19 protein-coding genes are annotated in these 26,579 nt (G+C 70.6%); 13 read left to right on the forward strand and 6 right to left on the reverse strand.

Annotated features, from left to right (window positions below):
* Positions 1-97: 97 nt before the first annotated feature.
* Together ABZ809_RS03095 and aepY are read right to left on the reverse strand one after the other, a co-directional pair.
* Positions 98-1,243, reverse strand: a complete 1,146-nt coding sequence (locus tag ABZ809_RS03095) for an iron-containing alcohol dehydrogenase (protein ID WP_357560661.1) — start codon at positions 1,241-1,243, stop codon at positions 98-100.
* Positions 1,240-2,379, reverse strand: a complete 1,140-nt coding sequence (aepY, locus tag ABZ809_RS03100; RefSeq protein ID WP_357560663.1) for a phosphonopyruvate decarboxylase — start codon at positions 2,377-2,379, stop codon at positions 1,240-1,242. The genes ABZ809_RS03095 and aepY overlap by 4 nt, the downstream gene beginning before the upstream one ends.
* Positions 2,380-2,912: 533 nt before the next feature.
* Between aepY and ABZ809_RS03105 the strand changes: the two genes are divergently transcribed.
* Positions 2,913-3,911, forward strand: a complete 999-nt coding sequence (locus ABZ809_RS03105; RefSeq protein ID WP_357560665.1) for an Inducer of phenazine A — start codon at positions 2,913-2,915, stop codon at positions 3,909-3,911.
* Positions 3,912-4,440: 529 nt separating this feature from the next.
* Here ABZ809_RS03105 and ABZ809_RS03110 read toward each other — a convergent pair.
* From ABZ809_RS03110 to ABZ809_RS03120, 3 genes are all read right to left on the reverse strand, one after another.
* Positions 4,441-5,445 (reverse strand): isocitrate lyase/phosphoenolpyruvate mutase family protein, encoded by a 1,005-nt coding sequence (locus ABZ809_RS03110; RefSeq protein ID WP_357560667.1) that lies wholly within the window; start codon positions 5,443-5,445, stop codon positions 4,441-4,443.
* A gap of 299 nt (positions 5,446-5,744) precedes the next feature.
* Complete coding sequence (locus ABZ809_RS03115) at positions 5,745-5,984, reverse strand: hypothetical protein (protein WP_357560668.1); 240 nt, start codon at positions 5,982-5,984, stop codon at positions 5,745-5,747.
* The gene (locus tag ABZ809_RS03120; RefSeq protein WP_357560670.1) at positions 5,981-6,121 is read right to left on the reverse strand and encodes a hypothetical protein; all 141 of its coding nucleotides are present in this window, start codon (positions 6,119-6,121) and stop codon (positions 5,981-5,983) included. The genes ABZ809_RS03115 and ABZ809_RS03120 overlap by 4 nt, the downstream gene beginning before the upstream one ends.
* A 355-nt stretch (positions 6,122-6,476) precedes the next feature.
* Here ABZ809_RS03120 and ABZ809_RS03125 point away from each other — a divergent pair, with 355 nt between their 5' ends.
* Positions 6,477-8,843: an iron-containing redox enzyme family protein gene (locus tag ABZ809_RS03125; RefSeq protein WP_357560672.1), complete on the forward strand. Its 2,367-nt coding sequence runs from the start codon at positions 6,477-6,479 to the stop codon at positions 8,841-8,843.
* The gene (locus ABZ809_RS03130; protein ID WP_357560673.1) at positions 8,836-10,674 is read left to right on the forward strand and encodes a carbamoyltransferase; all 1,839 of its coding nucleotides are present in this window, start codon (positions 8,836-8,838) and stop codon (positions 10,672-10,674) included. Before ABZ809_RS03125 ends, ABZ809_RS03130 begins: the two co-directional genes overlap by 8 nt.
* A 207-nt stretch (positions 10,675-10,881) precedes the next feature.
* On the opposite strand, the gene ABZ809_RS03135 is transcribed toward ABZ809_RS03130, so the two are convergent.
* The gene (locus ABZ809_RS03135) at positions 10,882-11,661 is read right to left on the reverse strand and encodes a nucleotidyltransferase domain-containing protein (RefSeq protein WP_357560674.1); all 780 of its coding nucleotides are present in this window, start codon (positions 11,659-11,661) and stop codon (positions 10,882-10,884) included.
* A gap of 161 nt (positions 11,662-11,822) precedes the next feature.
* Between ABZ809_RS03135 and ABZ809_RS03140 the strand changes: the two genes are divergently transcribed.
* The 10 genes from ABZ809_RS03140 (at position 11,823) to ABZ809_RS03185 (ending at position 26,572) form a co-directional block, all read left to right on the forward strand.
* A complete protein-coding gene (locus tag ABZ809_RS03140; protein WP_357560675.1) occupies positions 11,823-12,812 on the forward strand; it encodes a helix-turn-helix domain-containing protein in 990 nt (329 codons plus the stop codon).
* 206 nt (positions 12,813-13,018) lie between these two features.
* The gene (locus ABZ809_RS03145; protein ID WP_357560676.1) at positions 13,019-13,273 is read left to right on the forward strand and encodes a thiamine pyrophosphate-dependent enzyme; all 255 of its coding nucleotides are present in this window, start codon (positions 13,019-13,021) and stop codon (positions 13,271-13,273) included.
* A complete protein-coding gene (locus ABZ809_RS03150) occupies positions 13,270-14,793 on the forward strand; it encodes an AMP-binding protein (protein WP_357560677.1) in 1,524 nt (507 codons plus the stop codon). The genes ABZ809_RS03145 and ABZ809_RS03150 overlap by 4 nt, the downstream gene beginning before the upstream one ends.
* Entirely contained in the window at positions 14,790-16,139 is a 1,350-nt protein-coding gene (locus tag ABZ809_RS03155) for an alanine racemase (protein WP_357560678.1), read from the forward strand. The genes ABZ809_RS03150 and ABZ809_RS03155 overlap by 4 nt, the downstream gene beginning before the upstream one ends.
* A complete protein-coding gene (locus ABZ809_RS03160) occupies positions 16,139-17,317 on the forward strand; it encodes an acyl-CoA dehydrogenase family protein (RefSeq protein WP_357560680.1) in 1,179 nt (392 codons plus the stop codon). The genes ABZ809_RS03155 and ABZ809_RS03160 overlap by 1 nt, the downstream gene beginning before the upstream one ends.
* 35 nt (positions 17,318-17,352) lie before the next feature.
* Positions 17,353-17,616, forward strand: coding sequence for a phosphopantetheine-binding protein (locus ABZ809_RS03165; protein ID WP_357560681.1), 264 nt, complete (start codon positions 17,353-17,355; stop codon positions 17,614-17,616).
* Positions 17,613-18,944, forward strand: a complete 1,332-nt coding sequence (locus tag ABZ809_RS03170) for a condensation domain-containing protein (protein ID WP_357560682.1) — start codon at positions 17,613-17,615, stop codon at positions 18,942-18,944. Before ABZ809_RS03165 ends, ABZ809_RS03170 begins: the two co-directional genes overlap by 4 nt.
* A gap of 7 nt (positions 18,945-18,951) precedes the next feature.
* Positions 18,952-20,811, forward strand: a complete 1,860-nt coding sequence (locus ABZ809_RS03175) for an ABC transporter ATP-binding protein (protein WP_357560683.1) — start codon at positions 18,952-18,954, stop codon at positions 20,809-20,811.
* Complete coding sequence (locus tag ABZ809_RS03180) at positions 20,808-22,589, forward strand: ABC transporter ATP-binding protein (RefSeq protein WP_357560684.1); 1,782 nt, start codon at positions 20,808-20,810, stop codon at positions 22,587-22,589. The genes ABZ809_RS03175 and ABZ809_RS03180 overlap by 4 nt, the downstream gene beginning before the upstream one ends.
* Positions 22,586-26,572: an amino acid adenylation domain-containing protein gene (locus ABZ809_RS03185; RefSeq protein ID WP_357560686.1), complete on the forward strand. Its 3,987-nt coding sequence runs from the start codon at positions 22,586-22,588 to the stop codon at positions 26,570-26,572. The genes ABZ809_RS03180 and ABZ809_RS03185 overlap by 4 nt, the downstream gene beginning before the upstream one ends.
* Positions 26,573-26,579: the final 7 nt, after the last annotated feature.

Raw genomic sequence — 26,579 nt, forward strand, 5'->3', positions numbered from 1 at the left:
GGCGCGTACCCGGCGCCCGTGGCCGTACGGCTCCCGTGGGAAGCGGCGGGGGCGGCAGCCTGCTCAGCCTCCGGCCCGGATCCGGTAGCCGTCGGGCCTAGCCGTGGGCGATGGCGCCCGTTCCGCCGACCGCCGCGGACTTCCGGGTGTTGGACAGCACGTCCTCGTGGCCCACCAGACGCGGGTTGTTCAGGGCCCGTCCGCCGGACAGGTCCTCGTGCCACTCGCGGTGTGGGATCTGGAAGCCGTCCGAACCGTGCATCGCGAGAAGACGATCGATCATCGTCTCCAGCGGCACGCCGGCACCGTCGAGGCAGATCCGCTGGAGGTCGGCAATGAGGCGGCGCAGCGCGTCGGGACCGTCGGGATGACGGGTGTCGGCCGCTGTCGCCCTGGCGTTGTGGCCGATCAGCCAGCGCAGGTGGAGCCCGACGGCAGCGCCGTGGGCGATGCCGTAACTGGCGGTCAGGGCGTATGACAGCGCGTGCGCGGCGGTCGTGCGCGACGTGTTGATGGCCGCGCCGGCGAGCGCGGCGCCGCGGGCCAGTTCGGTACGCAGGCCCAGCTCCGTGAAGGTCCTCCGCTTCGTGGCCGCACCGAGAACCGGCGTGAGGGTCTCCAGCGCCCGGACGGCGACACCGCGGGACTCGGGGGTGGCCGTGACTGCCCAGGCCGACTCGACCGCCTGCGCCATCGCGTCCAGGGCGCTCGCCGCGGCTGTCGGCACCGGCACCGTCGAGGCCAGGTCCGGGTCGATGAGGACGTGGTCGGCCTGCGCGCTCGGGTGGTCGAGCGAGAGCTTACGGTGACCGACGTACACCGTGGCGAAGGAGGTGAGCTCGCTGCCCGAGCCGGCAATCGTCGGGATCTGGACCAGCCGGCCGGATCTGTGGTCGGGTATCGGGCTGGACCCGAGCAGGTACGACCTGGGGTCGTCGACACACCCGGTCAGGACGGCCACGCACTTCGCGACGTCCATCGCGCTGCCGCCACCGATCCCGACGACCACGTCGGGCGAATACTCACGGGCGAGCGCGACAGCCTCACGTACCTGTCCGAGCGCCGGATTCGGGCGTACGCCCGGGTAACAGCGGACGTCGGCGGCGAGGCCGGCAACCGCGGCCGCGGCCGGTCCGGCGCGAAACGAGCGGCGACCGTGGACGACCAGCACCCGCCGAGCCTGGCCGAGCACCTCGGGCAGCTGGTTCAGCACGCCGCTACCGATACGCACGTCGGGTGTCATGCCGGCACACCGTGGCCCGGCGGGTGTGCACCGACTGCCAGGCTGTCGCGGAAACGGGCGCCGATCTCGCCGATGGTCACGCTGTTCGACGCCCGTTCGCCGGCCGCTCCGCCAGCGGCGCCCCGGACCACGATGGCGGTGGGCCCGGGGGCGGCGAGTGCCGATCGCAACGCCTCCCGCAGGGCGCCGACGGTGTCGATCGTCCGGGCGTCGCGGTAGCCGCAGGCGAGCGCGACCGAGGCGAGGTCGGTGTACGAGCAGCCGGTGCTCTGGCCGCCGGTGGAGTCGTACACGCCGTTGTCGAAGATGACGTGCGTCAGATTGGCCGGCGCGTTCGCGCCGATCGTCGCCATGGCGCCCATGTGCATCAGGACCGCGCCGTCGCCGTCGAGCACCACGAACCGGCTCTCCGGGCGGGCCAGGGCGGCGCCGAGTGCGATGCCCGAGACGTGGCCCATCGAGCCCTGCATGTAGAAGTTGCGCACACGGTCACGGTGGTTGAACAGGCTGCGCGACAGGTATCCGGTCGTGCTCAGCACGTGAGCGTCGCCCACCTCCGCCAGCACCGTCGCGACCACCTCGTCGCGGTTCGGCCGCGGGTCACACCGGGGTGCCGGGGCTTCGGCGGGCGCGTCATCGGCGATGGCGCCCTTTGCGACCAGGATGTACGCCGGTCGGCCGTCGTCGAGGGCGGTACGCGCGAGCCGTAGCAGCTCGGCCAGGGACGGACCGTCCGCGGTCAGCATCCAGTGCCCGATGCCGAGCGAATCCAGCCAGCTCGGCACCACGCGCCCCATCCAGTGGTGCTGCGGTTCGCCGGCGCTCGCGGTGGGCCAGCCCCGCATGCTGACCATCACCGTCATCGCGATCCGGTAGGGAAGTACCAGGGAGGTGAGCGGATTGATCATGTTGCCGAAGCCGGAGTTCTGCGCCAGCACGACCGGCAGCTCCCCGCCGAGACGCGCGCCCGCGGCGATCGCGATCGCACTGCCCTCGTTCACCGCGGGGATGTACCGGGGTCCGACCCCGCGATCCAGCAGCCGCAGCGGTCCCGCGAAGTACGAGCACGGAACGCCGGTGACCAGCGTGTGACCGTGGTCGGTCAGCGTGTCCAGCATGCCCTGCGCACTGATCATACTGGCGCGTCCTTCGTCAGTCGGTGGCGGTCGGGAGGGTGGTCGGCGACGAGGACGCGCGCACCGTCGCGGTCGTTACGGATTCGCGTCGGGCGCCGTAGGACGCTCAACGGTGAAGACGGAGACAGGGTTGTTTCGTCGGTCGAAGCCGTCCGGCCGACGACACACAGTGGCTGATCTCCATGCGTCTCACCCTAGGGGATGCCGATAGCGCCCGCTACCCTGCCAAACGCAAGCAGCCATCCATGACCGACTTCGTATCGATCGGAACGATCTACCATTTTGGTCCCGGTCTGCGGGGTAAACGTGCTGGTGGAGCGGGTGTTGGCGGCCTCGCGACGGCTCGGTCGGCCTGACTGGAAGGGTTGCCGGTACGTTCGCAGGTGTGGCACAGTGGCCTATCTGTCAGGCTTTGATTGTTCGGGGGGCGCACAATGTCGACAACCATCCTGACCGCTGCGTCACCGCTCAAGCTTCAGTAGCGGGCGATCCGGATGCCCGCGCAATCAAAACGCTACGAGCTGACCCCGCAAATGCGCGACTACGACGCGATGAAGGACCCTGCTCATCGCAACTATGTGCCGTATCTGATGTACTTTCATCGGACGAACTTCGTCTCGCCGTCGGTGAATACCGATCGGTCCGGTTTCCGGATCAGCACCGGCCCCGGCGGTGTGACGGCCTCTGCCGCTGGTAACTTGCCACCCGGGCCGGTCCGGATCCTGGCCGGTGGCTCCTCAGCGCTGGGCGTGGGGGCCACGGACGACTCCCACACGTTGGCTTCACTGCTGTGGCAACGGTATGCCCCGTCGGCGCCCTGGCTGAACTTCGGCAGCTACTGCTTCAACCCGACGCAGGAGGTGCTCCTCCTCACGCTGTATCGGCACCTGCTCGGCGACATCGACGAAGTCGTGATCTTCTCCGGGGTGAACGCCATCATCCTGGCTCGACTGCCCGAGTGGCAGCAGGGCGACCATGGCGCCTTCTTCTTCTGCGGCGAGTACTTCGAGAAGATGGCAGAGCTGCGTCGGGCCGCCGGCTCGGGCGCCAAGCTCTTCGGGCGCCGGGCGAAGGCGGCCCCAACCATCTCGACATCGGACGACGTGCGTCGGGACCCGCACGTGGCGATCGCGTCCGCCGCCGAGATGACACACCGCCAACTCGACATCTGGCGCCGCATCGCCGGGCCAGAGACGCGTATCTCGTACGTGCTCCAGCCGATGACGCGGTGGATGCGTTACGACTACGCGCCACAGGAGCAGGCACTCTTCGACGAGTACGATGGGATGTCCGAGCTGGGTCCGTGGGACGAGGCTTACGCCGACATCGCCTCGACCGAGTTCGCCGAGGCCTACGCGAGCGCACTGAGCGCCGCCTGCGCGAGTCGGGACGTCAATTTCGTCGACCTCAACCCGGTCGTCGCCGGACTGGCCAGCGCATCGGATTGGCTGTTCGTCGACCGGGTTCACTACAACGATACGGGGCATGACCTCGTCGCCAGGGCTATGGCCGAGGCGCTCAAGCTCTCCTAGCGTATGCCGCCGCGGTCACCGAACGAGGGAGTCCCCCATGTCATTCCTGCGCAGGCTCATCGGCCGGCTCTTCGGGCGCAAGCGACGCTCGGGCCGCGGCAAGGACGCATCGATCTACCCGATGTTCTGAGGCAGCTGGTGGCACAGGTGGCGGCCCGGCAGCTGCAGGTGACCAGGCTCGGGTCACAATGATCGACTTCTTGCTCGTCGTGGTCTATTTCTTGGTGGTCACGCCCGTCGGCTGGGCGGTCCGGCTCCTTCGTGACCCGCTGTCGCGACGACGTGACCGGCGGGCGGCAACCTACTGGTTCGAGTCGACCGAACCACCCCGGACAGGGCTGGCAGGACGACGGAGTCCCGGGTAGCCGGCTGGCGGCGCCACATGAGCGTCGGTGTCCGCCACAGCCGGGACGGGGCGGGCATTCCGCAATCGCCGGCTGACGCGGTCGGCGGTGCGACGAGGTGACGTGGCCGCGGCACCCACCGCCTCGGGGGTGCCGTCCCCGGTGACGGCACCCCCCGGGTGAGCTCAGGCGACCGTGGCTGTCTCGTTCGCCTCGATGCCGTCGGCCGAGCGCGGCTCGTCCGTCCGGTTCGGATCCTGCGGGGCAGGCTGCACACCCCGCCAGGGAGTGTCGCCCAGCACGTCGTCCATGCCGACCAACTCGAAGAGTTCGCTCAAGGTGGTCATCGAGCACTCGACCTCTGAGCTGGAGTCGTGCTTGGCAATCGACGCCAATGCCTCCGAGACCGCCTTGGTGGAGGCCCGGATCGCCTGGTTGGCATAGATGATGCCGCTGACGCCCATCTGTCCCAGCTCGTGTGCGGTGACACTCGCGTAAGTGGTCGGGACGCAGAGCACGGGCACGTCCCGGCCTGTCCGATGCCAGCGCTCGCAGAACTCGCGGATCTCGCCGGCGTGCGAGGCCCGGCTGTGGATCAGCACGGCATCGGCGCCCGCATCGTGGTAGAGCTCGGCCCTCGACAGCGCGTCCGCCATGCCCGCCCCGGCAATCAGGGACTCCAACCGCGCGATGATCATGAATTCGGTGCCGTATCGGGCGGACCTGGCCACGGCGATCTTTTCCGCGAATCTGGCCGGCTCCTCCAGTTTGTGGCCGTCGCGGAAACTGTTGCGCTTCGGGTACTGCTTGTCCTCGATGCAGACCGCGTCTACCGCCGCCGTCTCGTACAGTTGCACCATCCGGCGGACGACGTTGAGGTCGCCGAATCCGGCATCCACGTCGGCGATGATCGGAAGGCCGCACGCGGATCGCATCTGGACGGCCGCGTTGAGGAACTCGGTCATCGTGAGCAGGCCGGCGTCGGGTAGCCGGTAGGACGACGATATTCCCAGGCCACCGGCCCAGATTGCGTCGAATCCGGCGTTCTCGGCGAGCTTCGCTGTGAGCCCGTCGTGTGCTCCCATTATCCGTAGGTGACCGGGACCATGGAGCCGACGACGAAAGGCGCGATCCACCGTTTCACTCTCCCCGTGTTGTCGGCCACACCGGGCAGCCGAACTCGCCCGCATTCGTGCAGCTCCGGACGACTGCGGGCGTGCGCTATTCGATCAAGAGTCTTCTATGTCACCACACGTGGTACGCCATGACAAGGGCATGCCGTCCCGCCGGCGGCGGTGCCGGCGGGCGATGGTCGCCGTTACCCCAGGTCGCCGGTGGCTGCGCCGCCGAAAATAGCCGCAGGATGCGGGATGTCATATTGCCCCTTACCGCCGTAATGCGTCCACAGTGCTTCGATTGGTCCGCGTGCGGGCTGCGACCGTGCGGCACCTCGGCTGGTAGCGGTAGCGGGTCGACGATCGGCCGGAAGTCAGCGACGGCGTGCGGCCGTGCTGCCACCCGGGCCGCGCCCGAGTGCCGCCGGCTGATCCTCGTCGCAGGTCAGGGCCAGCCCGATCGCTCGGTCGAGCACCGCGGCACGGTCGACTGGTGCCAGGTACGCGAGGATCCTGGTGGCCTGACGAATCGCCAGGCCGATCCGCAGCGGGTGCGCCGAGCGGAGCAGGCCCGCGATTCGGGCGACCAGGTCCTCGGACCTCACGTCCGTCACCGGTTCCATCGCGGCTGCTCAGCCCCGGGCCCGGCCGGGCGGGTCGCGGCGGGACGGGTCGGCGGCTCGGCAACGGCGGGCAGGCTGCCGTCGAGCGCCGGCCCCGGCGTACCCGGCGCGGTGCGGGTGTCGGTCATGAATCGGTGTTCCCTCCAGGCGTTGGGCGGCCTCGGTCCGGTCAACTCACCGGCCTGCGAGGTGCAGTCCGGCGTGCCGGTCGGTCGATTGTCACGGAGTCGGCCGCTATGGGTGGGCCCTGACGGCCGCGGAATCCGTGGCTGCCCGCGCCGCCGTTCCGCCCGACGCGGCCACCGTTCGAACCGGAATGACCGTCTGCTGCGGGTCGCCTCGGCCTGCCTGGTCTACCTGACCTCGGGCGACATGACGTGGTGGCGACGGCCCGCGACGGCGAGCAGGTGCGACGGGCCCGAAGATTCATGAAGATGAGGATCAACCGCTTCGCTGGTCGTCCAACGACACCCGTCACCATCTATGATCGGCAGTGGCGCCCTTCGATCCCGCACTGCATCGAATCGCAGTTCGGCCAAGGTCAACAAGCCGGGCTGGAGTACCCTCCGCGCCCTGGATCGGGGGCGACGCGACCAGCACGTGTGCGAAGTCAGAGAACGGGGAATGACTGTGCACGACGACGCGACCGCCGACGGCTTTCCAGAACGCCTCCCGGGCCGCTTCAGTGGGTCCGCTTTCCGCCGGCTCTACGCCTTCGCCGCCGATCCCGAGGCGTTCGTCCCGGGTGGCGAGTTCGCCGCCGCGGTCCGCGCCGAACTCCGGCCTGCCAATCCGGGCGCCGAGCAGCCGGTGGACAGCCTCGTCGGCGAGGCGACCGCCTGGTCGTCGGAGACGGCGAAGCGGTTCCAGCGGATGGGCGAGCAGACCGACCGAGACACCCGGCGATTGCTGGTCCGCCGGGCGGCCCTCGGCTGCGCGCCGCTCGGCCTCGCATCCGGAGCCTGGCTGCAGTGGTTGACCAGCCCGGGGACCGCGGACGAGCCGCTTGTCCTGGGCATTCTCGGGCTCTATGGGTCCGATGTCGGCGTCGGCCACCCGGGCGCGGCGCGGGGCGATGCCTATCTCGGCCTGCTGCGGCAGTTGCGGGCGTCGGAGAATGCCGCACCGCTGGCGCGGCTGGCCGGGGAACCGCGGATCGATGACAGCGCCTTCCGCCTGCCGGCCCTGCTCCTCGTGATGAGTCGACGCCCCGACGACTTCGGTCCGGAACTCGTCGGGGCGGACCTGTGCCTGCGCGCCGTTGGCCTGCCACCCCCGCTCGCTCTGGTCCGGCCGGAGGTGCCGGCCGACTGGGCGGCGATCGACTGCTCGGTGGCCCGGGACGATGGTCCCGCACCGTTCGAGCGGTGCCGTGCCGCCGCCGACGCCCTCGCCCGGCCGGGTCCCGAGCCGGCCGCGAGGGTGCAGGCGGGCTTCGCGTGGGCGCTGGCCACACTGAGTGACCAGATCGAGGTGCTGTACGACCAGCTGCGCGCGTCGCTCGACCCGAACTACGGCATGGCCGAGCTGATGAGGCTTCGCGCCAGGGAAGGGTCGGTCTATCACCACCAGGTCCTGCTCGAGGATCGGCCACTGGCGGCATGGCTGAAGGACTGTCGGGACGATCCGTGGCCGTTTCTCGACGTGTTGGCGCGCAGCAGACTGGTGAGGCCCGGCCAGTCCGGTGCCAGTCCTCTGGTCAACGGCCTGGTCAGCGAGCGTGGCCCGATGTTCCGCATCTTCTCGCCGGACGATCTCACCGTCATCAGCCGGTGGATCGACGCCCTCCCGGCGCGGCCCGGCCCGAGGAAGGCCGCGGCGGCCGGCGAACGTGCCAGCGCCCGGGATACCAACGGGCCGTCCGCGGCGGTGCTGCCCGACATACGCGCGACGGCGGTGCCGTCCGAGCCTGGCCCGAGCGACCTTCGCGAGGCCTACCACCTGCTGATGAGTCGCACCAGCAGTCCGGCGCTGCGCGACTGGAGCCTGCGCTACATCCGCGGATGGCTGGCCCGGGCCCGGCACCGGATGGGACCGGAGTCCGTGCCGCTCCCGCCGCGGTGGACGGCCGAGGGCCTGCGGCCCTGGCTGCAGCAGCAGCATGATCGGCACGGGGTGGAGTTCGCGCAGAGCGAGCGCGCGCCGCTGCCCTCACGCGATGCGGTGGTGGACGACGCCGTGCAGACGGCGCCGCTGACGCTGATAGACGGCAGTTGGTTGCAGGGTTTCACCGACTACAAGCTGGCGTCGTCGGACATCGGTCACTCGCTCTTCGCGACCTACTTCGACGAGTTGGGCAACGGTTTGGCGACGCTCAACCATCCCCTGATCTACCGCGAGGTGTTGGCGGAGATGGGTGTCGTCCTGCCACCCACGGCATCGCGGGCATTCGCGGACTGGCCGGGGTTCCGCGACGCCTCCTTCGAGTTGCCCGTCTACTGGCTCTGTGTCGGGCGCTTCCCCCGGACGTTCCTGCCCGAGATCCTCGGCCTCAACCTGGCGATGGAGCTGTCCGGTGTGGGAGGCGCGTACCGCAGGGCCGGCATGGCTCTGCGCGGGCACGGCTTCAGCACCCGGTTCGTGGACATCCACAACACCATCGACAACGTCGCCACCGGGCATTCCGCCTGGGCGGCCGACGCCGTCGACACCCTCATGTCCGGCCTGCCGGAGGAGCCCGGGCCGGGTAGCCGACCGGAGGTATGGGAACGGGTGCGGGTCGGTTACCGCTCGCTCAATCCGCCCGGCGGACTGCTGGCCCGCAGCGCCGCCCGTCGCGCCCGGCTCACGGGCGGCCGGCGGCGGCCGGAATTGGTCATGCCGACGACGGGGGAGTACGGGAATGTCTGAGCTGATCCTCGGGATCTCGGCCTTCTACCATGACAGCGCCGCGGCGCTCGTGCGCGACGGCGTGCCCGTCGCGGCAGCGCAGGAGGAGCGATTCAGCAGGAAGCGGCATGACTCGTCGTTTCCCGCGCAGGCGGTCCGGCACTGTCTCGACATGCTGGGGGTGTCCCTCGGAGACCTCAGCGCGATCGCCTACTACGAGGACCCTCGGCTGAAGTTTCGCCGGGTGCTCGCCACGCTGGTCGGTACGGCACCGATGGGCGTCTCGTCCTTCGTCCGGACGGTGCCCGGCTGGCTCCGTACCGACGGAAAACTCCGGGCGGTCCAGGCCGTTCGGCGTGAGCTCGAGTCACTGGGCCTGGGGGCCGTGCCCGACGTCGTGGTACGGCGGCACCATGAGTCCCACGCAGCCTCGGCGTTCTTCCCCAGCCCGTACCGGTCTGCCGCCGTGCTGTGTGTGGACGGCGTCGGTGAGTGGGCCACCACGACGTTGTGGCACGGCCGGGACACCGCGTTGCAGCCGATCGCCGAGATCCGGTTCCCGCACTCGCTCGGGCTGCTCTACTCCGCCTTCACGTACTTCTGCGGCTTCAAGGTCGACTCCGGCGAGTACAAGTTGATGGGCCTGGCTCCGTACGGCAAACCTCGCTACGCCGAGTTGATCAGGCAGCGACTGATCGACGTCAAGCCGGATGGCTCGTTCCACCTGGACATGCGGTACTTCGCCTACCTCCGGGGGCAGGTGATGACCGGGCGGGCGTTCGAAAAGCTGTTCGGTGGCCCTCGGCGCACCCCGGAGGGCCCGCTCACGGAGCGTGAGTTCGATTTGGCGGCCTCCGTCCAGCAGGTAACCGAGGACGTGATGCTTCGGCTCGCTCGCACCGCGCGGGAGCGAACCGGTGAGTCCACCCTGTGCCTGGCCGGTGGCGTGGCGTTGAACTGCGTTGCGAACGGGAAGATCGTGGACAGCGGCATCTTCGACGAGGTGTGGATTCAGCCCGCGGCGGGCGACGCCGGAGGGGCGCTGGGGGCGGCGCTCGCAGTGGCGATGGAGCGCGGAGCGGCGCGGCAGCACATCGGCACTGGACGGGACGCGATGTCCGGTGCGCTGCTGGGCCCGGCCTTCAGCGAGGCGCAGATCGCTGACTACCTCCGCAACCGTGGAATCCCGCATCGCCGGCTGGATCGCCGCCACCTCGTGCAGGACGTCGCGGCAGCACTGGCCGACGGCAAGGTTGTCGGGTGGTTCCAGGATCGGATGGAGTTCGGCCCGCGGGCGTTGGGCGCCCGTTCCATCCTGGGCGACCCACGCGATCCGGCGATGCAGTCCGCCATGAACCTCAAAATCAAGTTCCGCGAGTCGTTCCGCCCGTTCGCACCGGCGGTGCTGGCCACGGACGCCAAGGACTACTTCGACCTTCGTCAGGACAGCCCTTACATGCTCTTGGTGGCGCAGGTGGCGGCGGCTCGGCAGTTGCCGGTCGTCGAGACTGGCGTCACCGGCCTCGACGCCTTGCGCGTGCAGCGTTCCACCATCCCGGCCGTCACCCATGTCGACGGTTCCGCGCGGGTGCAGACGGTAACCGGGGCGGACAATCCCGCCTACTACGAGCTGCTGACCGCCTTCAAGGCCCGCACGGGCTGCCCGGTGCTGGTCAACACCTCGTTCAACGTACGCGGCGAGCCGATCGTGAACTCGCCCCACGACGCCTACACCTGCTTCATGCGAACGGACATCGACCTGCTCGCGATGGGCAACTTCCTGCTCGACAAGAGCGAGCAGCCGCCCTGGTCCGAGGAGAGCGACTGGCGGGCGGAAATTCCGCTGGACTGAACATGCCGCAGACCGATCACCGCGGGGGCGTGTCGAGCAGGCTGGCCCGCCGACGCGTAGGGCGCTGCCGGGCCTGCCCACCGCAACCACCTTCTCCTGGTTCGGCGGGACGTGCCGGCAAGGCCCGCCGGTATGTCCAGGGCCGTCCCGCCGCGATCCCCGCGGAAGCCCGCCCTGGACCGAGCACGGCCGTGGTGCGCAAGCGGGTCAGACGCGCACCGATTGCGAGATGCGTCGACAGACCGTCAGCACGTCCTCGACCCAACGGCCGGGGTTTTCCGGCGTGTAGCCGCGCATCGTCTCCAGCGTCCAGTACTCGTCGAACGAGAGCACATCCTGCGGCGTATCGCGTAGTTGGCGCGCCGACCACTTGGGACTCTGGGCGAACTTGCCGTTCTCCGCGAGCAGCGCCTGGACCGCGCAACCGAGGGCGAGTCGCGCGGAGAGGACCGCGCTCTCCACGTCCCCCGAACGTAGTTGACCGACCGCGTCCTCCAGGAAGAGGTGGGAGTTGTGGAGCGATCGGGACGTCAGAATGGAACGCAGCGCGGACCGCTGCATCTGCTGCCGACGCCGGAGCAGCCAGTCCGCACCGGTCACCGCGACCGCGTAGGCGAGGCGCTCCAGGAAATCCACCTCACGGGAGGTGAGGAGTGCGCCCGCCGACTCGTTCGTCTCGAACTCGGTCCAGCTGACCTTCTCCAGAACCTGGTCGACCTGACTGTCCAACCAGTACTGCACGTCCCACTGCTCACGGTTGACCCGGGTCTGCTCGATAGTGATCGTGTCCGGTCGCAAGGCCACCGGGGCGACGCTGCTGCCCGGACCGGGCCACCGATCCTCAACGATCACGTAGAAATCGAGATCGCTGCCGGCGTTGCCCCAACCGCGCACCCGAGAACCGGCGACATACACCGCGTGGACCGTGCCCGGCAACAGCCCGCGGCCCCGCAACTGCGACAGGTGGCGAGAGTAGCTCGTGTTCATCCCGATGCCACCACGCTTCGCTTCGAAAGACGGACGGCATCAGGATATCTGCCGGCTGGCCGGCCACGGGTCCGGTGCGCGCAGTCACCGGCGGCTGCCGATCGTCTCACGGGGCGGAGGGCGCACCGGAGGCCGGCCGGCACCGTCTGCAACGGCCCGTCGTGATCAGTATCGAGGTCGCCCCGGAGGCGCTCGGCCAGGTTCGGGTCGCCATCAGTCCGTTGTGGGAGACGGTGGCCAGTTTGCAGTTGTTGGCCCCGGACCGTCCCGTGCCGTGGCCGTACAGCAAGTGGGCCGAGTCCGCGCGCCGACGGCTGGCGGGACGCCCCGGCGGCGAGCTGATTCGATGCTTCCGAGACCTGGCGGGCCCCGTGCCGGCATTTCTCACCCCTCTGCCCACCGCACCGATGCGCACCATCGAGGAGGAGTTGGCGGATCTGCGGCAGACGCCCACGGATCTTGTCCGCGCGCAACTCGCCCGCCGCGTCGTCGCGGACCCCTCGGGCGGAGGGGGACCCGAGCCATGGCTGCGGTGGTGTGTCGACGCGTTCGACGACTACTGGCAGATCGCGCTGCGCCCGTACTGGGCGATGATTCGCTCCGCCCTGCACGACGACGTCCTGCACCGGGGCCACACGCTGGCTACCCGAGGGCCGGCTGCGCTCCTAGACCAACTGGAGGGCCGCCTGCAGTGGGAGCCCCCGCGACTGCTGCTCGCCGGATCGGCGCCGTCGGTCAGCGTCCGCTGCGACCGGAGTCTGGTGGTCGTTCCGCTGCTGTTCGGTCGACGGACGTTGTGCTGCGTGAGTGACACCGGCAGTGTCGCCGTATCGTTTCAGGCACGTGGCGCCGCGATGCTGGAGAGCAGGCACCCCGGCACGAACGAGCGCCTGGATCGGCCGGAGCGTGGGGATCGCCTGCGGATTCTCGTCGGCCGTGCCCGGGCGGCGGTGTTGCGCGGCCTCGCCACGCCAACCACGACCTCGGCGCTGGCCAGCTCGCTCGGCCTCTCCGCCAGCACCGTCTCGGAGCACCTGAGCGCGTTGGTCGCCGCCAACGTCGTGCGGCGGCGTCGGGTCGGTGGGCGTGTTCTCTACGAACTCGACCGCGCGGGCGACGCGCTCCTGGGATACCTCGACAACGACGCGTGACCGACGTTCGCGCAACCGCGAGCGGGCTCGGCCCAGCACGGGATCCAGCCATTTCCGAGCAACGGCAGGCTGCCGAACTACGCGATTCGGCCAGCGCCGAATCCATCGCGTGACGTCTTCCGCGCGGCTAGCGTCGCCGCCATCAAGTTGACGTTCTGACGCTGCCGCGTGGCGACATCGTTGGTGACGGCGGGGGGAGGTGAACCATGTACGCGTCGCGCGACCTCTTCGCCAGCGGATACGCCGAGCAGGATTGCTGTCCGCACGGATCCATGGGTCACGCCGCCGCGCTCGGCCTGGGGCCGGCGTCGGCGCGAAAGCCGGAGGATCCGGTCGTGGTGCCGGGCGGCGACGGCGCCGAGCTCCCGAACCTGGGCACGCTGTCCACGCTCCGGAGCGCGCGGCCGGTGCCGCTGGTGCACCTGGTATTCGAGGCTCGGGCGCTTGAGGTCGGGGCGTGAGCGCCGCCGCGCCGCAGATCGCGGAACCGGCCAAGCTCGTCCCGGCGCTACTGGACCGCGCCGCCGCCGCCCGGCCCGAGGTCATCGCGGTGCACGGCAGCGACGGTGCGCTGACCTACGGTGAGTTGGCCCGGCTCTCCTGGGCCGCCCGTACCTGGTTCGCCGAGCAGGGCGTCGCCCCCGGCGACCGGGTCGCCATCCAGGCAACCGGGCGTGGCGTCATGGTCGCGGCGCTGTTCGGCTGCCTGCGGCTCGGCGCCGTCGCCGTGCCGTTCAGCCCCGAGCTGACCCCGTATCAACTCTCCTATCTGCTCGCGGACACCAAGGCCGCCATGCTGATCGGCGACGACCGTGACCGGGCGGCCCAGCGCGCGGTCGCTAGCGCGACCATCGACGGCCTCGCCGCCGGGCTGGCGGCGGTCCGTCCGGCGGCCCTTGACGCCTCCGCGCCTGGACCGGCGCCCGGCGACCTGGCGCTGTTGCTCTACACGTCGGGCAGCACCGCCCAGCCCAAGGGCGTGACATGCACCCATGCGCAGATCTGCTTCGCCGCTGGCGCGGTTGCCCAGCGGGTCGCCTACCGGCCGGACGACGTAGTGTTCTGCCGCCTGCCACTCTCCTTCGACTACGGCCTCTACCAGGTCTTCCTCTCGGCGATTGCTGGCTGCACGCTGGTGCTGGCCGAGGCCGGGCAGGACACCGACCTGATCGGGCAGTTGGCTCGGCACCAAGCCACCGTGGTGCCGCTGGTGCCGTCACTGGCCACCATGCTGCTCGCCCTCAGCGCCCGAAAGCCCGCTGCCAGCCAGCAGCTGCGGATAAGGCTGTTCACCAACACGGGCGAGCATCTGCCGCCCGCCACGGCCGACGCGTTGAGAGCCCGGTTTCCGGGCTCGGGCGTGCAGATGATGTTCGGCACGACGGAGTGCAAACGGATCACCGTGGCGGATGTCGACGCCTACCTGACCCGGCCCGGCTCCGTGGGTCGGGCACTGCCCGGCACCGAGGTGCGGATCGTCGGCCCCACCGGCGACCCGCTGCCCCCGGGCGAGATCGGGGAGATCTGCGTCACCGGCCCGCACCTGATGGAGGGCTACTGGAACGCCCCCGAACTCACGGCGCAGCGATACCGCCGGGACGTCCGGACCGGTGAACGAGTGCTGCACACCGGTGACTTCGGCCGGATGGACGCGGACGGGCAGCTGTACTTCGAGGGCCGCCGCGACCAGCTCTTCAAGCTGCGCGGCGTCCGGGTATCCACGACCGAGGTGGAGGCCGCGGCCGCCGCGCTGCCGGGGGTGCGCACCGTCGCGATGCTCCCACCGGCCGCGGACCGCGAGGCGATCCTCTGCGTGGCCGGTGAGGTCACGGACGACGACGTGCTGCGGCGGCTGCGGGAACTGCTCGGCCCGGCGAAGGCTCCGCCCCGGTGTCGGGTGCTGTCGGCCATTCCGCTGACGCGCAACGGCAAGGTCGACCGTAGCCGGCTCGAGCAGATGATGCAGGAGAACGAGACGTGAGCGACACCATGGCACCGGATCAGGAGCGTTCGTCGGCGGTTGCCCGGTCCGCGGCGGCGAAGCTCGTCGCCGACTACGGCAGCCCGCTCTACGTCTACGAGCTGCGGGAGGCGGAGCGAGCCGCGTCCGAACTGTCCCGCTGCCTACCCGAGCCCGCCACGCTGTACTACTCGCTGAAGGCCAACCCGCATCCCGTGCTCGCGGGCGCCCTGCACGCCGCGGGATGCGGAGCCGAGATCAGCTCGATCGGGGAGCTCGAGGCGGTCCGGCAAGCGGGGATCCCCGGCGACCGGTGCCTGTACACCGGTCCCGGCAAGAGCCGGCAGGAAATCTCCGCCGCCCTCGCCGCGGGCGTGCACAGCTTCTCCGTCGAGTCCGCAGCCGACTACCGGAAGGTCGCCCAGGAGGCGTCGGCGCTCGGCACCGAGGCGCGCTGCCTGCTGCGGGTGAACTCCCAGCACAGCCACGGCGCCAGCGGGCTGCGCATGACCGGGACCGCCACGCAGTTCGGGGTGGATGCGGCAGAGGTGCGCCGCGCTCCGGCGGCGTTCGCGCCGCTGCCCGGCGCCCGAATCGTCGGCCTGCACTTCTTTCCCCTCAGCAACGCCGAGGCGTGGCAGACGGTCGCCGACGAGATGACCGAGAGCATTGCCGAGGCCGCCCTCCTGCAGGCGGAGCTGGGAGTCGAGCTGCAGGTGGTGGATTTGGGAGGCGGGTTTGCCGCACCCTACGCCGTCGTCGGGCAGTCCCCGGACTACTCGCCCCTGCGTCCGGTCCTCGAGGCGGCACTTGACACACACCTGGCCGGCTGGCGGTCCGGACGACCGGAGATCGCCTTCGAGTCCGGACGATTCCTGGCGGGCCGCAGCGGCAGGCTGCTCTGCACCATCGAGGACGTAAAGGTCAGCGGGGACAGCACCTTCGTGGTGCTCGACGGCGGCATCAACCAGCTGGGCGGCCTGTCCGGTCTGGGCCGCCTGCTGCCGCTCAAGGCCGCGATCCGACAGGTCGCGCGGCGGGAGGACGGCTCGGCCGGACCGGACGAGGACCCGCAGGAGTGCCAGGGAACGGCCACCGTGGTGGGGCCGCTGTGCACGCCCGCCGACCGGCTCGCCACTGGCCAGGTGCTGGCGGGTGTCCGCCCCGGGGATCTGATCGAAATTCCCAACGTCGGTGCGTACGGCCTGACCGCCAGCCTCGTCGGCTTTCTCAGCCGGCCTGCGGCCGCGGAGGTGGTACTGCGCGACGGGACGCCGTGCGACGCGTCCCGGCTGACCCTGCGCCGCATTCCCTTCGTACCGTCCACCGGCCCGGAGCCGGACCGTTCCGACCGCATGGGGGAGTGATGGAGGCGTCTCAGCGCAACGAGGTGCTGGAGGCAGCGGCCCGCGTACGTACCATCCTGCGTCAGCACGCCGACACGATCGACGATGAGGCGCGGGTCTGCGAACCCGGCATGGCCGAGCTGCGGCGCAGCGGCTTGATGGGGCTGCTGGTCCCGCAGGAGCACGGCGGCCTCGGCGGGGGCCTGACGGACCTGGTCGAGATCGCGCAGCTGCTAGCCGACGGATGCACCTCCACCGCGATGATCTGGGCCATGCACTGCCAACAGGTCGACACGCTGGTCCACTTCGCCGCCCCGGCGCTGCGAGACCGGCTGCTGCCGCGCATCGCGCGCGGGGAGCTGTATCTGGCCTCGGTCACCACCGGTCCGAGCACCGGCGGTCACCTGCTCTCCAGCGCCTCCCCGCTCACCGATACGGCGCAGGGGCTGCAGGTGGACCGCGAAGCGCCCATCGTCACCGGAGGGGCGTACGCCGAAGGCTTCCTGATCACGATGCGCAGTTCACCGGACGCCCCGGAGAACGAGGTCTCGCTGGTCTACGCCGATCGCGACCAACTGGACATCGTCGAACGCGGGGACTGGGACACGCTGGGCATGCGCGGCACGCACAGCCTTGGGCTCAAGATCACGGGCGTGGTGTCCCGCTCGCAGGTGGTGGGCGGGGACGGTGGATTCCGGACGGTGGCTCTGGAGAGCATGGCACCGGTGGGGCATCTGGCCTGGGCAGCCTGCTGGCTCGGCGCCGCCCGGAGCGCACTGGGCGAGCTCGTCGGACTGCTCCGCTCCGCCCAACGACCGCGCAGCATCGACGTTCGCTCCGAACTTGTGGCCGAGCGGCTGGCGCGGATCCGAATCGACCTGGAACTGGTCGGCGCGTATCTCAACCGGGTAACCGACGAGGTCATCCGGTTACGCGCCGCCGGCACGAGCCTTGCCGGAACGGCGACGCAGATTCACCTGAACACCCTGAAGGTCACCGCCGCGGAACTGACCTTCCAGAGCGTCGACCGGATGGTTCAGCTCGCCGGCCTGTCCATCGGATATCGGCGCCGGTCCGCCGTGCCCCTCGAACGCCACTTCCGCGACTTGCGTTCGGCCGCCCTGAACTACGCGAACGACCGCCTGCTGACCGCCACCGGAGCACTGACCCTGATGGACCGCTCCGTAAACCTGGCGTGACCCCGCCGCACACGGCCTGAACAGGAGAACCGACGATGACCAGTGCCGACTGGCCGGATGACTTCGAGAAGGTGGTCCGTCAGCACCTCCCGCTGCTGGCGGAAGGCACGCCGCTCACCGCGGAGTCGTCCCTGCCCGCGCTGGGCTTGGACTCGCTGGCCACGGTGGGACTGCTCGTGGAGGTGGAGGAAGCCTTCGCCGTCCAGTTGTCCGACGAGGACCTGCGCGTCGAGACCTTCGCCACCCCCGCCGCCCTGTGGGCGGTCGTCATGCGGCTGCGCGCGGGGGCCGGAACTTGACCGGCGACCATACGTCGAGCCCGCTGACCTTCGGCCAGCTGTCGGTATGGCGGGTCATGGAGACGGACCCGCTGGATCGCTGGTCGGAAACGTATCTGCGGGACTGCGTCCCCGTGCCGGCTGGCACCACGACGGACCAGGCTCTCCGGGCGGTCAGCACGCTGTGCCGCCGACACGAATCGCTGCGCACCCTGTTCGCCGACTCTCCGGCGGGTCCACGCCAGCACGTCCGGCCCGCGCAGGAGACGGTCGCCGTCGAAGTGGTCGAGCACGACGACGCCACCACGGTCGCGGCACAACTGGCCAAGGAGCGGATACCCAGGGAAGTCGAGTTCGGTCGCCGATTCGCCGTGGTCACCCGGAGGGGAGTGCCGTATTCGGTGGTCATCGTCGTCGACCACATCGTGTCCGACGGCTACGGGTTGATCCGGCTGGCGGCCGAGCTGTCCGCGCTGCTGGGGAGGGAAAGCCCGACGGGCAGACGGTGGCTGGCCGAGACCCCGCCCGCCCCACGAGACCTTGCCGCCGAGCAGTGGTCGGAAGCCCATCACGCGCGCCGGAAAGCGGTCCTGTGTCACTGGCAGGAACTTCTGCGCACGCTGCCCGAAAAGCACTTCCCGGTCCCGCTGTCCGACGGGGACACGCCGGGCAGGATCGAGACCGTCCTGCATTCGGCGGGCGCACGGGCGGCGCTGGAACTGCTCTCCGCCCGCACAAGAGTCTCACCGCAGAACCTCCTACTGTCGCTGAGCGCGGTGGCGTGCGCCGCCGTCACCGGCACCCGACAGCCGGTGCTGACGCTGCAGTCCGGCAACCGGTTCCACCCCCGCTGGAAGTTCATCGTCAGTTCCATGAACCAGTACGCGCCGATCCCGGTCGACCTGGGCACGCCCCAGGCACCGTACGTCGACTACCTCGCCCGCCTGAGCGCATCGTCCCTCAAGGCGTACCGGATGGGCTCGTACGACTTCGACGCGATCGCCGGCCTGGTGCGTCAGGAGCGGCAGATCAGGCTCGGCTTCGACCACTTCTTCAACTTCATGCCGACCGACATCGTGCCCCGGCCCGGCGTTCAGCTGGACCGCTGTCCGCCGCCTCGCGTGGTGGAGACCCGGCCGAGCCGTCAGATCGGGCCTCGCTTCGACATCAAGGTCCGCCCCGGCGCCGAGATGCCCGTCGTCATCCGCGCCGACCCCGGGTTGTTGCCCGCCCCCCAGCTGCAGGCGCTTGCCGGATGGTTCCACGAGCAGCTGTACCGGCTGGCCGACGGAACGGACACCACCGTGCGCCAGGTGGCCGACCGCTGCGCGCTGGCCCTGGAGAAATGAAGGTTCGATGGCCCGATGGCGAACCGTGGGGCGGCAACGCCTCCAGATGTTGATGCTGCTCGCCGGGGCAGGGCGCCGGACACTGACCGGGCTGCTGCTGGCGCACCTGGTGTCGGCACTGGCACCGGCAGTCACCGCGCTGGCCATCGGGTGGCTGTTCACCCGGGCTCTCCAGGCGGGATCGGCCAGCGAGACGCTGCCCCACCTGGCCCTGGTGGCGGTCGTGGTGCTGGCGGGCCAGTGCACGGAGCTCCTCCGTGAGCCGCTCGACATCCTCGCCGCCCGTAGGATCGACGGTCGCTTGCGCTCCGATGTGCGCCGCCGGGTGGCCGAACCACGGGGTGTCTCCCACCTCGACGACGCCGACTACACCATGGACGTCGCCCGGGTGTCGGAGCTCGGCGGCTGGCGCACCCGCACCCCCGGAACCGGTGCCGTCGGTCAACTCGTCCTGCTGGGGCGGCTGACCGGGGCGGTGTGCTGCGCCGCGGTGCTGGGGTGGTACATGCCCTGGCTGGGGATCGCGCTGCTGACCGCCACCCTGCTCATGCGGGCGATGATCCGGCGCCAATGGGTGCGCCTTGGCACCATCTGGGACGCGCGGGCCGGCGATCGGAACCGGATGGAGTACTGGTCGGACACGCTCACCGGCGCCGCCGCGGCCAAGGAGGTCCGCCTGTTCGGTCTCGGCGGCTGGCTCAACGCCCGGCATCGGGAGCAGTCCGAGGAGTGGCTCGGCGAGATCTGGCAGGAGCGGCGGGGAATCCTCCGCCGGCAATGGGTCACGTTCGCGCTCGCCGGGGGAGCGGGCTTCGCGGCGCTGTACGTCCCCGGCGCGGCCATGGTGGGCGGCGGCTTGACGTCCGGGGCCCTGGTGACGATGGTCCTCGCCGCGTGGGGGATCTTCGCCGCCGGCGTCATGGGGCACGAGGCGTTCGACATCGAATACGCCACGGGAGCCCTACAGGCGTTCGATCGAATGCGTTCGCACCGGCTCACCGCAACAGCACGGGAGACCGGCGGGCGCCCGGCCCCCCAGTCGGCTCCGCACCTCACCTTCCAGGGGGTCGGCTTCTCCTATCCGGGGCCCGCTCGCAAGGTGCTCGACGGCCTGGATCTGGAGATCCGGCCCGGGGAGGTGCTGGCCGTCGTCGGCCGAAACGGTGCCGGCAAGACCACCATGCTGAAGGTTCTCGCCGGGTTGCAGCAGCCGACCGAGGGCCGGGTCATCGTGGACGGCATCGACCTGGCCCGGCTGGACATCACGTCCTGGCGGCGCCGCATCGCCGCCGTCTTCCAGGACTTCGTGCACTATCCGCTCACCGTCCGGGAGAACATCGCCCTGGGCGCCCCGGAAGCCGAGGCGACCGACGAGAGCATCATGGCCGCGGCCGAGGCGGCGGGTGCCCGTGATCTGGTCGAGCGGCTTCCCCACGGACTGGACACCCTGCTCACCCGCGAACACCGGGGCGGGGTCGACGTCTCCGGCGGGCAGTGGCAGAAGATCGCCATCGCCCGGGCGATGTTCGCGGTGGCCCATGGCCGTCGGCTGCTCATCCTCGACGAGCCCACCGCCCACCTGGATGTCAAGGCGGAGACAGACTTCTACGACCAGGTGATCTCGGCCGTATCGGGCGTGAGCATCGTGGTGATCTCGCACCGGCTGTCCACCGTACGCAACGCGGACCGGATCGTCCTGCTGGCCGGCGGCCGAGTCACCGAAGCAGGGGACCACAGCGAGCTGATGGACCTGGGCGGCCACTACGCGAGGTTGTACCGGCTCCAGGCGGATCGGTTCGGCGACGGCTCGGCGGCCGGCACGCCCGAGACCGCGGCGACGGCACGTCCGGAAGGAGCGAAGCCATGAAGGCCGAGTCCAGTGTGGTGCTCGCCATGCTCCGCATCGCCTACCGGGCGGACGCCAAGGCCACCACCAGCGTACTGGTGCTGGCGTTCCTCAACGCCATGGCCGTGGCCGCCACCGGCCTCAGCGTGCGCAACCTGGCCAACTCCGCCTGGCTGGGCGGCGGGGGTGGCCTCCTGCTGGCGGCTTCGATCGGCGCCCTCGCCTACGCCATGATCGCGTCCGCCCAGCGGGTGCAGCACAACCTGCAGGTCGACCTGACCGAGCGGGTCGACCTCGTACTGTGCCAGCGGCTGAACGCAATGACCTCCGGTGCCCCGACCCTGGAGCATCTGGAACGCACCGAGTTCCTGGACCGGTTGAGCCAGATCCGGTCGAGCACGGAGACCCTCGCCGGCGCCTGCTGGGGGGCGGTCAGCGCCGCTTCGTCGCTGTTGAGCCTGGGATTGAGCGGGTGGCTGCTGGCCGGGGTGCACCCGGCGCTGTGCACGCTGGTGCTGCTGGCCGCCCCGCCGCTGTACTTCTCCCGCCGGGCGTCGGCGCTGCTCGCCCGCGCCCGCGACGAATGTGCCGAGGCCGAGCGGCGCGAGCTGCGCCTGCACCGGCTGGGCACCTCGCCGGCCGCGGCCAAGGAGCTGCGGATCAGCGGCAGCGACAAGGACGTGGACAGGCGTGCGGCCGAGTACTGGGACAGCGTGACCGGGCGACTCGTGCGGGCGATGCGTGCCGCGTCGCTCTGGCAGGGCGTGGGCTGGACCTGCTTCGCAGCGGGCTATCTGGCTGCCCTGGCCTTCGTCGCCCACGAGGTCAGCCAGGGCCGGGGGACCCCGGGCGACCTGCTCATGGTGGCCAGCCTGTCGGCATACCTGCGGACGCAGCTCGCCGCCACGGTCAACGGCCTGTCTCAGCTGGCGGAAGGGCGGCACACCATCCGCCACTTCCACCGGCTCCAAGCGCACACCGAGCAGCAGGCGCACCGCGGCACCGGGCCGGTGCCGGCGCGGCTCACCGACGGCATCCGGCTGCGCGGGGTGACGTTCACCTATCCCGGCGCGGACCAGCCCGTGCTGCGCGACGTGGACCTGCATCTGCCGGCCGGCTCCACGGTGGCGGTGGTCGGCGTCAACGGCGCGGGCAAGACCACCCTGGTCAAGCTGCTCACCGGGATGTACGAACCGGCGCAGGGCGACGTCCTGATCGACGGGGTACCGCTGCGGGAGTTGCGCTTGGCCGACTGGCGTGCCCGGACGACCGCCGCCTTCCAGGACTTCTTCAAGCTGGAGGGCAGGGCACTGCACACCGTCGGCGTCGGTGACGTGGCACACGTCGACGATGTCGGCGTGGTAGCGGCAGCGGTGGACGCGGCACAGGCCCGGGAGGTGACCGAGCGGCTGCCGCAGGGGCTCGACGCCATGCTCGGCCGGACCTTCGGCGGGGTTGAACTGTCCCACGGCCAGTGGCAGAAGCTGGCACTCAGCCGCGCGCTGATGCGGCCCAAACCGTTACTGGCGGTGCTGGACGAGCCGACCGCCGCCCTGGATCCACAGGTGGAGCACGAACTCTACGAGCGGTTCACGGGTCCCGGCCGCCCGGCGGACACGAGCGCCGGCGGCATCACCCTGCTGGTCTCACACCGGTTCTCGACGGTCCGGGCCGCGGACGTCATCGTCGTGCTCGACCAGGGCCGGGTGGCGGAACTGGGCACACACGACGAACTCAGCCGCGGGCAGGGTAGGTACGCCGAGCTGTACGCCGCACAGAGCAGGGCATACGCGCCGTGATCCCGCTGTCGCACGCCCAGCAGCGCCTGTGGTTCCTCGACCGGCTGCACGGCTTCGACCCGACCTACCACCTGCCGGTCGTCCTGCGGCTACAAGGCCCGCTGGACCGTACCGCGCTGGCCGCCGCCGTCGGCGACGTCGTCGCCCGGCACGAGTCGTTGCGCACCGTCTTTCCCGACACCGACGGGGTGCCGCACCAGAAGGTGCTGGCTGCCGCGGCTGCCGGCCCGGAGCTGACGGTGACTGCCTGTCCGGCGGCGGAGCTGGACGCGCGGATCCAGGCCGCCGCGTCGGCACCGTTCTCGCTGGCGCAGGCGCCGCCACTGCGGGCGGACCTCTTCGTGTGCTCGGCGGCCGAGTCCGTGCTGCTGCTGACGCTGCATCACATCATCGCGGACGGCTGGTCGATCGGCGTGCTGCTGCGCGACCTCGCGGCGGCATACCGCACCCGCAGCGCTGGCCTCGGTGCGCCCGGCTGGGCGGAGCTGCCGGTCCAGTACACCGACTACACGCTCTGGCAGCGGGAGCTGCTGGGTGATCGAGGGGACCCGGAGAGCATCGCCGGCCGCCAGCTGGCGTACTGGCGCGATGCCCTCGAAGGCGTCCCCGCCGCCCTGCCGCTTCCCGCCGACCGCCCCCGGCCCTCGGCCGCGGGTCAGCGCGGAGCCGGCATCGCGATCGACTGGGACGCCAGCCGGCACCGCGAGCTGTCGAACCTCGCCCGGCGGCACAACTGCACGGTATTCATGGTGGTGCAGGCCGCGCTCTGCGGGCTGCTGTGCAGGATGGGCGCGGGCACCGACATTCCGCTGGGCTCGGTCACGGCCGGGCGGACCGACGAGGCGCTCGACGACCTCGTGGGCCTCTTCGTCAACACGCTCGTGCTGCGCACCGACCTGTCCGGTGATCCGTCCTTCACGGAGCTGCTACGCCGGGTCAGGGACGTGGACCTGCAGGCGTACGCGCATCAGGATCTGCCCTTCGACCTGCTGGTGGAGGAGCTCAACCCGCCGCGTTCCGCCGACGGCCACCCGTTCTTCCAGGTGATGCTCGCCTTCGAGACGAGGGTGGAGCAGGAACTGGACTTCGGCTCGGTCAGGGTCTCGCGGCCGGAGGTGGACATCCCGGCGGCGAAGGCCGAGCTCAACCTGCAGCTGACCGAGCACGTCGACGCCGCTGGCGGTCTGAAGGGGATCTCGGGGGTCCTTGAGTACGCCACCGACGTCTTCCGCCGCGGCACAGCCCAACTGCTGGCCGACCGGCTGTCCCGCTTCCTCGACGCGGCTGTCGCGGCGCCCGAAATGCCCATCAGCGAGCTCACCCTGCTCACCCCCGACGAGCGCGAGCAGATCCTCCGGACCTGGAACGACACGACCCGGCAACTGCCCGTGACGACCCTGCCCGAGGCCTTCCGCCGGCAGACCGCGCTGACCCCGCACGCCACCGCCCTCATCTGGGGGAGCAGCTCCCTGACCTACGCGGAGCTGGACCTGGAGACCGACCGGCTGGCCCGGGGACTGCGCCAACTGGGGGCCGGCCCGGGGGCCGTCGTTGCCGTGGCGCTGCCGCGCTCGGCTGAGCTGGTCGTCTCGCTGCTCGCGGTGGTGAAGGCGGGCGGTGCCTACCTGCCGCTCGATCCCGGCTATCCGGACGAGCGGATCCGGATGATGCTGCACGACGCCCGGCCGGTGTGTGTGCTGAGCGACCCGGAGCTGCGCACCCGGCTGGCCGACGGCGAGTTCTGCGTGGCCACGCCCGGCGAGCTGATGGCGGATGCGGCGACGGGCGTCGCCGATCCGCTCCGGACCGGGCCGGTCCTGCGGCCGCAGCACCCCGCGTACGTCATCTACACCTCCGGCTCCACCGGCCGTCCCAAAGGCGTCGTCGTCTCCCACGCCGCGATCGACAACAGGCTCCGCTGGATGCAGGCGGCCTACCCCCTCACGCCCGATGACCGCATCCTGCAGAAGACCCCCAGCGGGTTCGACGTCTCCGTCTGGGAGTTCTTCTGGCCGATGCAGGTCGGGGCGGCGCTGGTCCTGGCCGGCCCGGACGAGCACCGGGACCCGGCCGCGCTGGTCCGCACCATCGTGGCGCACCGCGTCACGACTGTGCACTTCGTGCCGTCGATGCTGAACCTGTTCATCACCGGGCCCACCGCCGCCCGCTGCGGCGGACTGCGCCGCGTCTTCTGCAGCGGCGAAGCCCTGCCCCGTGACACGGCTACCGCCTTCCACCAGATCCTGCCCGGGGTCGCCCTGACCAATCTGTACGGGCCGACCGAAGCCGCCGTCGACGTCACCTGTCACGACTGCGTGCCGGGCGAGCAGGGTCCCGTGCCCATCGGCCGTCCGGTCTGGAACACGCAGGTGCGGGTGCTGGACGACCGGCTGGCCCCGTGCCCGGCCGGGCTGGCGGGGGAGCTGTACATCAGTGGGGTACAGCTCGCCGACGGCTATCTGGCCCGCGCGGCGCTGACGTCGACCCGGTTCGTGGCCGACCCCTACGGCCCGCCGGGCAGCCGAATGTACCGGACCGGCGACCGTGTCCGCTGGACGCCGGAGGGCGAACTCGTTTACCTGGGCAGAACGGACGACCAGGTCAAGCTGCGCGGGCAGCGAATCGAACCGGGCGAGGTGGAGGCCGCGCTGCTGGCCGAGGAGACGGTGGCCGCGGCCTGTGTCGTGGTCCGCGAGGACACACCGGGAGACCAGCGGCTGGTCGCATACGTCACCCCGGCCGCCGCCGGTCCGCAGGTGCGCGCGTCGGTCGATCCTCAAGCCCTGCTCGGGAATCTCGCCGACGTGCTTCCCGGTGCCCTGGTCCCCACCGCCGTCGTGGTCCTGGACACGCTGCCGCTCAGCCCGAACGGCAAGCTCGACCGCCGTGCGCTGCCACCGCCCCCGGTCAGCGTGGCGCAGGGGCGCGAGCCGCGGTCGCGCCTGGAACGGACCCTGGTGCGGCTGTACGCGGAGCTGTTGGGCGTGGCCGACGTGGGGGTGGAGGACGACTTCTTCCAGCTGGGCGGGCACTCGATGCTGGCGGTCCGGCTGGCCCGACGCATCCACACCGAACTCGCCGTGACCGTGCCCGTACAGAGCATTTTCCGCCATCCCACCCCGGCTGCGCTGGCCCGGCAACTCCCCCGGACCGGGGCGACGGAGGAAGCCTTCGGGCCGGTCCTGGAGCTGCGCTCCGAAGGGGCGGGCGAGCCGCTGTTCCTGGTTCACCCCGGCACGGGTCTGAGCTGGTGCTACTTCCGGTTACTGGAGCACCTGGATCCCGCCCGGCCCGTCCACGCGCTGCAGGCCCGCGGCTTCGCCGAGACCGCAGCGGGCGGCGTACTGCCGGCCCTGCCCCGAACCGTCGCCGAGATGGCCGCGGACTACCTGACCCAGGTGCGCAAGATCCAGCCGACGGGCCCGTATCACCTTGCCGGCTGGTCCTTCGGCGGGCTGGTGGCACACAGCATGGCCACGCGGCTGGAGCGTGAAGGTGAGCAGGTGGCCTCCCTGGTGGTCCTCGACGGCTACCCGGAAGTACCGGGGCAGGAGACCGCCGGCCGGCTGCTTGGCGAGGCGCTGCACAACCTGCTCGGTGTTCCGCCGGGCGACGCCGCGGGCGACGCCCAGGACCCAGGTGAGCTCGTCGCCTCGGTCCTGGACGAGGTACGTCGGCGCTTCCCCCCGCTGGCGGATGCCGACGACGACGGACTCCACGCGGCATTGCGGATCGGGATGAACAACCTCCGGTTGCAGTACGGCTTCGTACCCGAACTGCTGCAGAGCGACATGACCCTGGTGGTCGCCCGGTCAGGTGACCCGTCGGAGTGGCAGCGGTACGTGGCCGGCCGGCTCACAGTCCTGCACCTCGACGCCGAGCACCACGACTTGTGCAGCGCCGCCGCGGAGGACTCCGGACGGCTGCTCGCCGGGGTCCTTGCGAAGACCGGCGCCGCAGCCGGCCAGGGTTCCGAGAAATAGATGAGGA

This window comes from Micromonospora sp. NPDC047074 (assembly GCF_040643815.1).
In the GTDB taxonomy this organism is placed as follows: Bacteria; Actinomycetota; Actinomycetes; order Mycobacteriales; family Micromonosporaceae; genus Micromonospora.

What these genes read in the sequence shown, in the direction of transcription:
- ABZ809_RS03135 (WP_357560674.1), bottom strand. Translation starts at nt 11,661, where the DNA reads ATGAACACGAGCTACTCTCGCCACCTGTCGCAGTTGCGGGGCCGCGGG.
- ABZ809_RS03125 (WP_357560672.1), top strand. Translation starts at nt 6,477, where the DNA reads ATGATCGGCAGTGGCGCCCTTCGATCCCGCACTGCATCGAATCGCAGT.
- ABZ809_RS03105 (WP_357560665.1), top strand. Translation starts at nt 2,913, where the DNA reads ATGCGCGACTACGACGCGATGAAGGACCCTGCTCATCGCAACTATGTG.
- ABZ809_RS03175 (WP_357560683.1), top strand. Translation starts at nt 18,952, where the DNA reads ATGGCCCGATGGCGAACCGTGGGGCGGCAACGCCTCCAGATGTTGATG.
- ABZ809_RS03110 (WP_357560667.1), bottom strand. Translation starts at nt 5,445, where the DNA reads ATGCGGGCGAGTTCGGCTGCCCGGTGTGGCCGACAACACGGGGAGAGT.
- ABZ809_RS03130 (WP_357560673.1), top strand. Translation starts at nt 8,836, where the DNA reads ATGTCTGAGCTGATCCTCGGGATCTCGGCCTTCTACCATGACAGCGCC.
- ABZ809_RS03145 (WP_357560676.1), top strand. Translation starts at nt 13,019, where the DNA reads ATGTACGCGTCGCGCGACCTCTTCGCCAGCGGATACGCCGAGCAGGAT.
- ABZ809_RS03095 (WP_357560661.1), bottom strand. Translation starts at nt 1,243, where the DNA reads ATGACACCCGACGTGCGTATCGGTAGCGGCGTGCTGAACCAGCTGCCC.
- ABZ809_RS03180 (WP_357560684.1), top strand. Translation starts at nt 20,808, where the DNA reads ATGAAGGCCGAGTCCAGTGTGGTGCTCGCCATGCTCCGCATCGCCTAC.
- ABZ809_RS03165 (WP_357560681.1), top strand. Translation starts at nt 17,353, where the DNA reads ATGACCAGTGCCGACTGGCCGGATGACTTCGAGAAGGTGGTCCGTCAG.
- ABZ809_RS03120 (WP_357560670.1), bottom strand. Translation starts at nt 6,121, where the DNA reads ATGACCGACACCCGCACCGCGCCGGGTACGCCGGGGCCGGCGCTCGAC.
- ABZ809_RS03160 (WP_357560680.1), top strand. Translation starts at nt 16,139, where the DNA reads ATGGAGGCGTCTCAGCGCAACGAGGTGCTGGAGGCAGCGGCCCGCGTA.
- aepY (WP_357560663.1), bottom strand. Translation starts at nt 2,379, where the DNA reads ATGATCAGTGCGCAGGGCATGCTGGACACGCTGACCGACCACGGTCAC.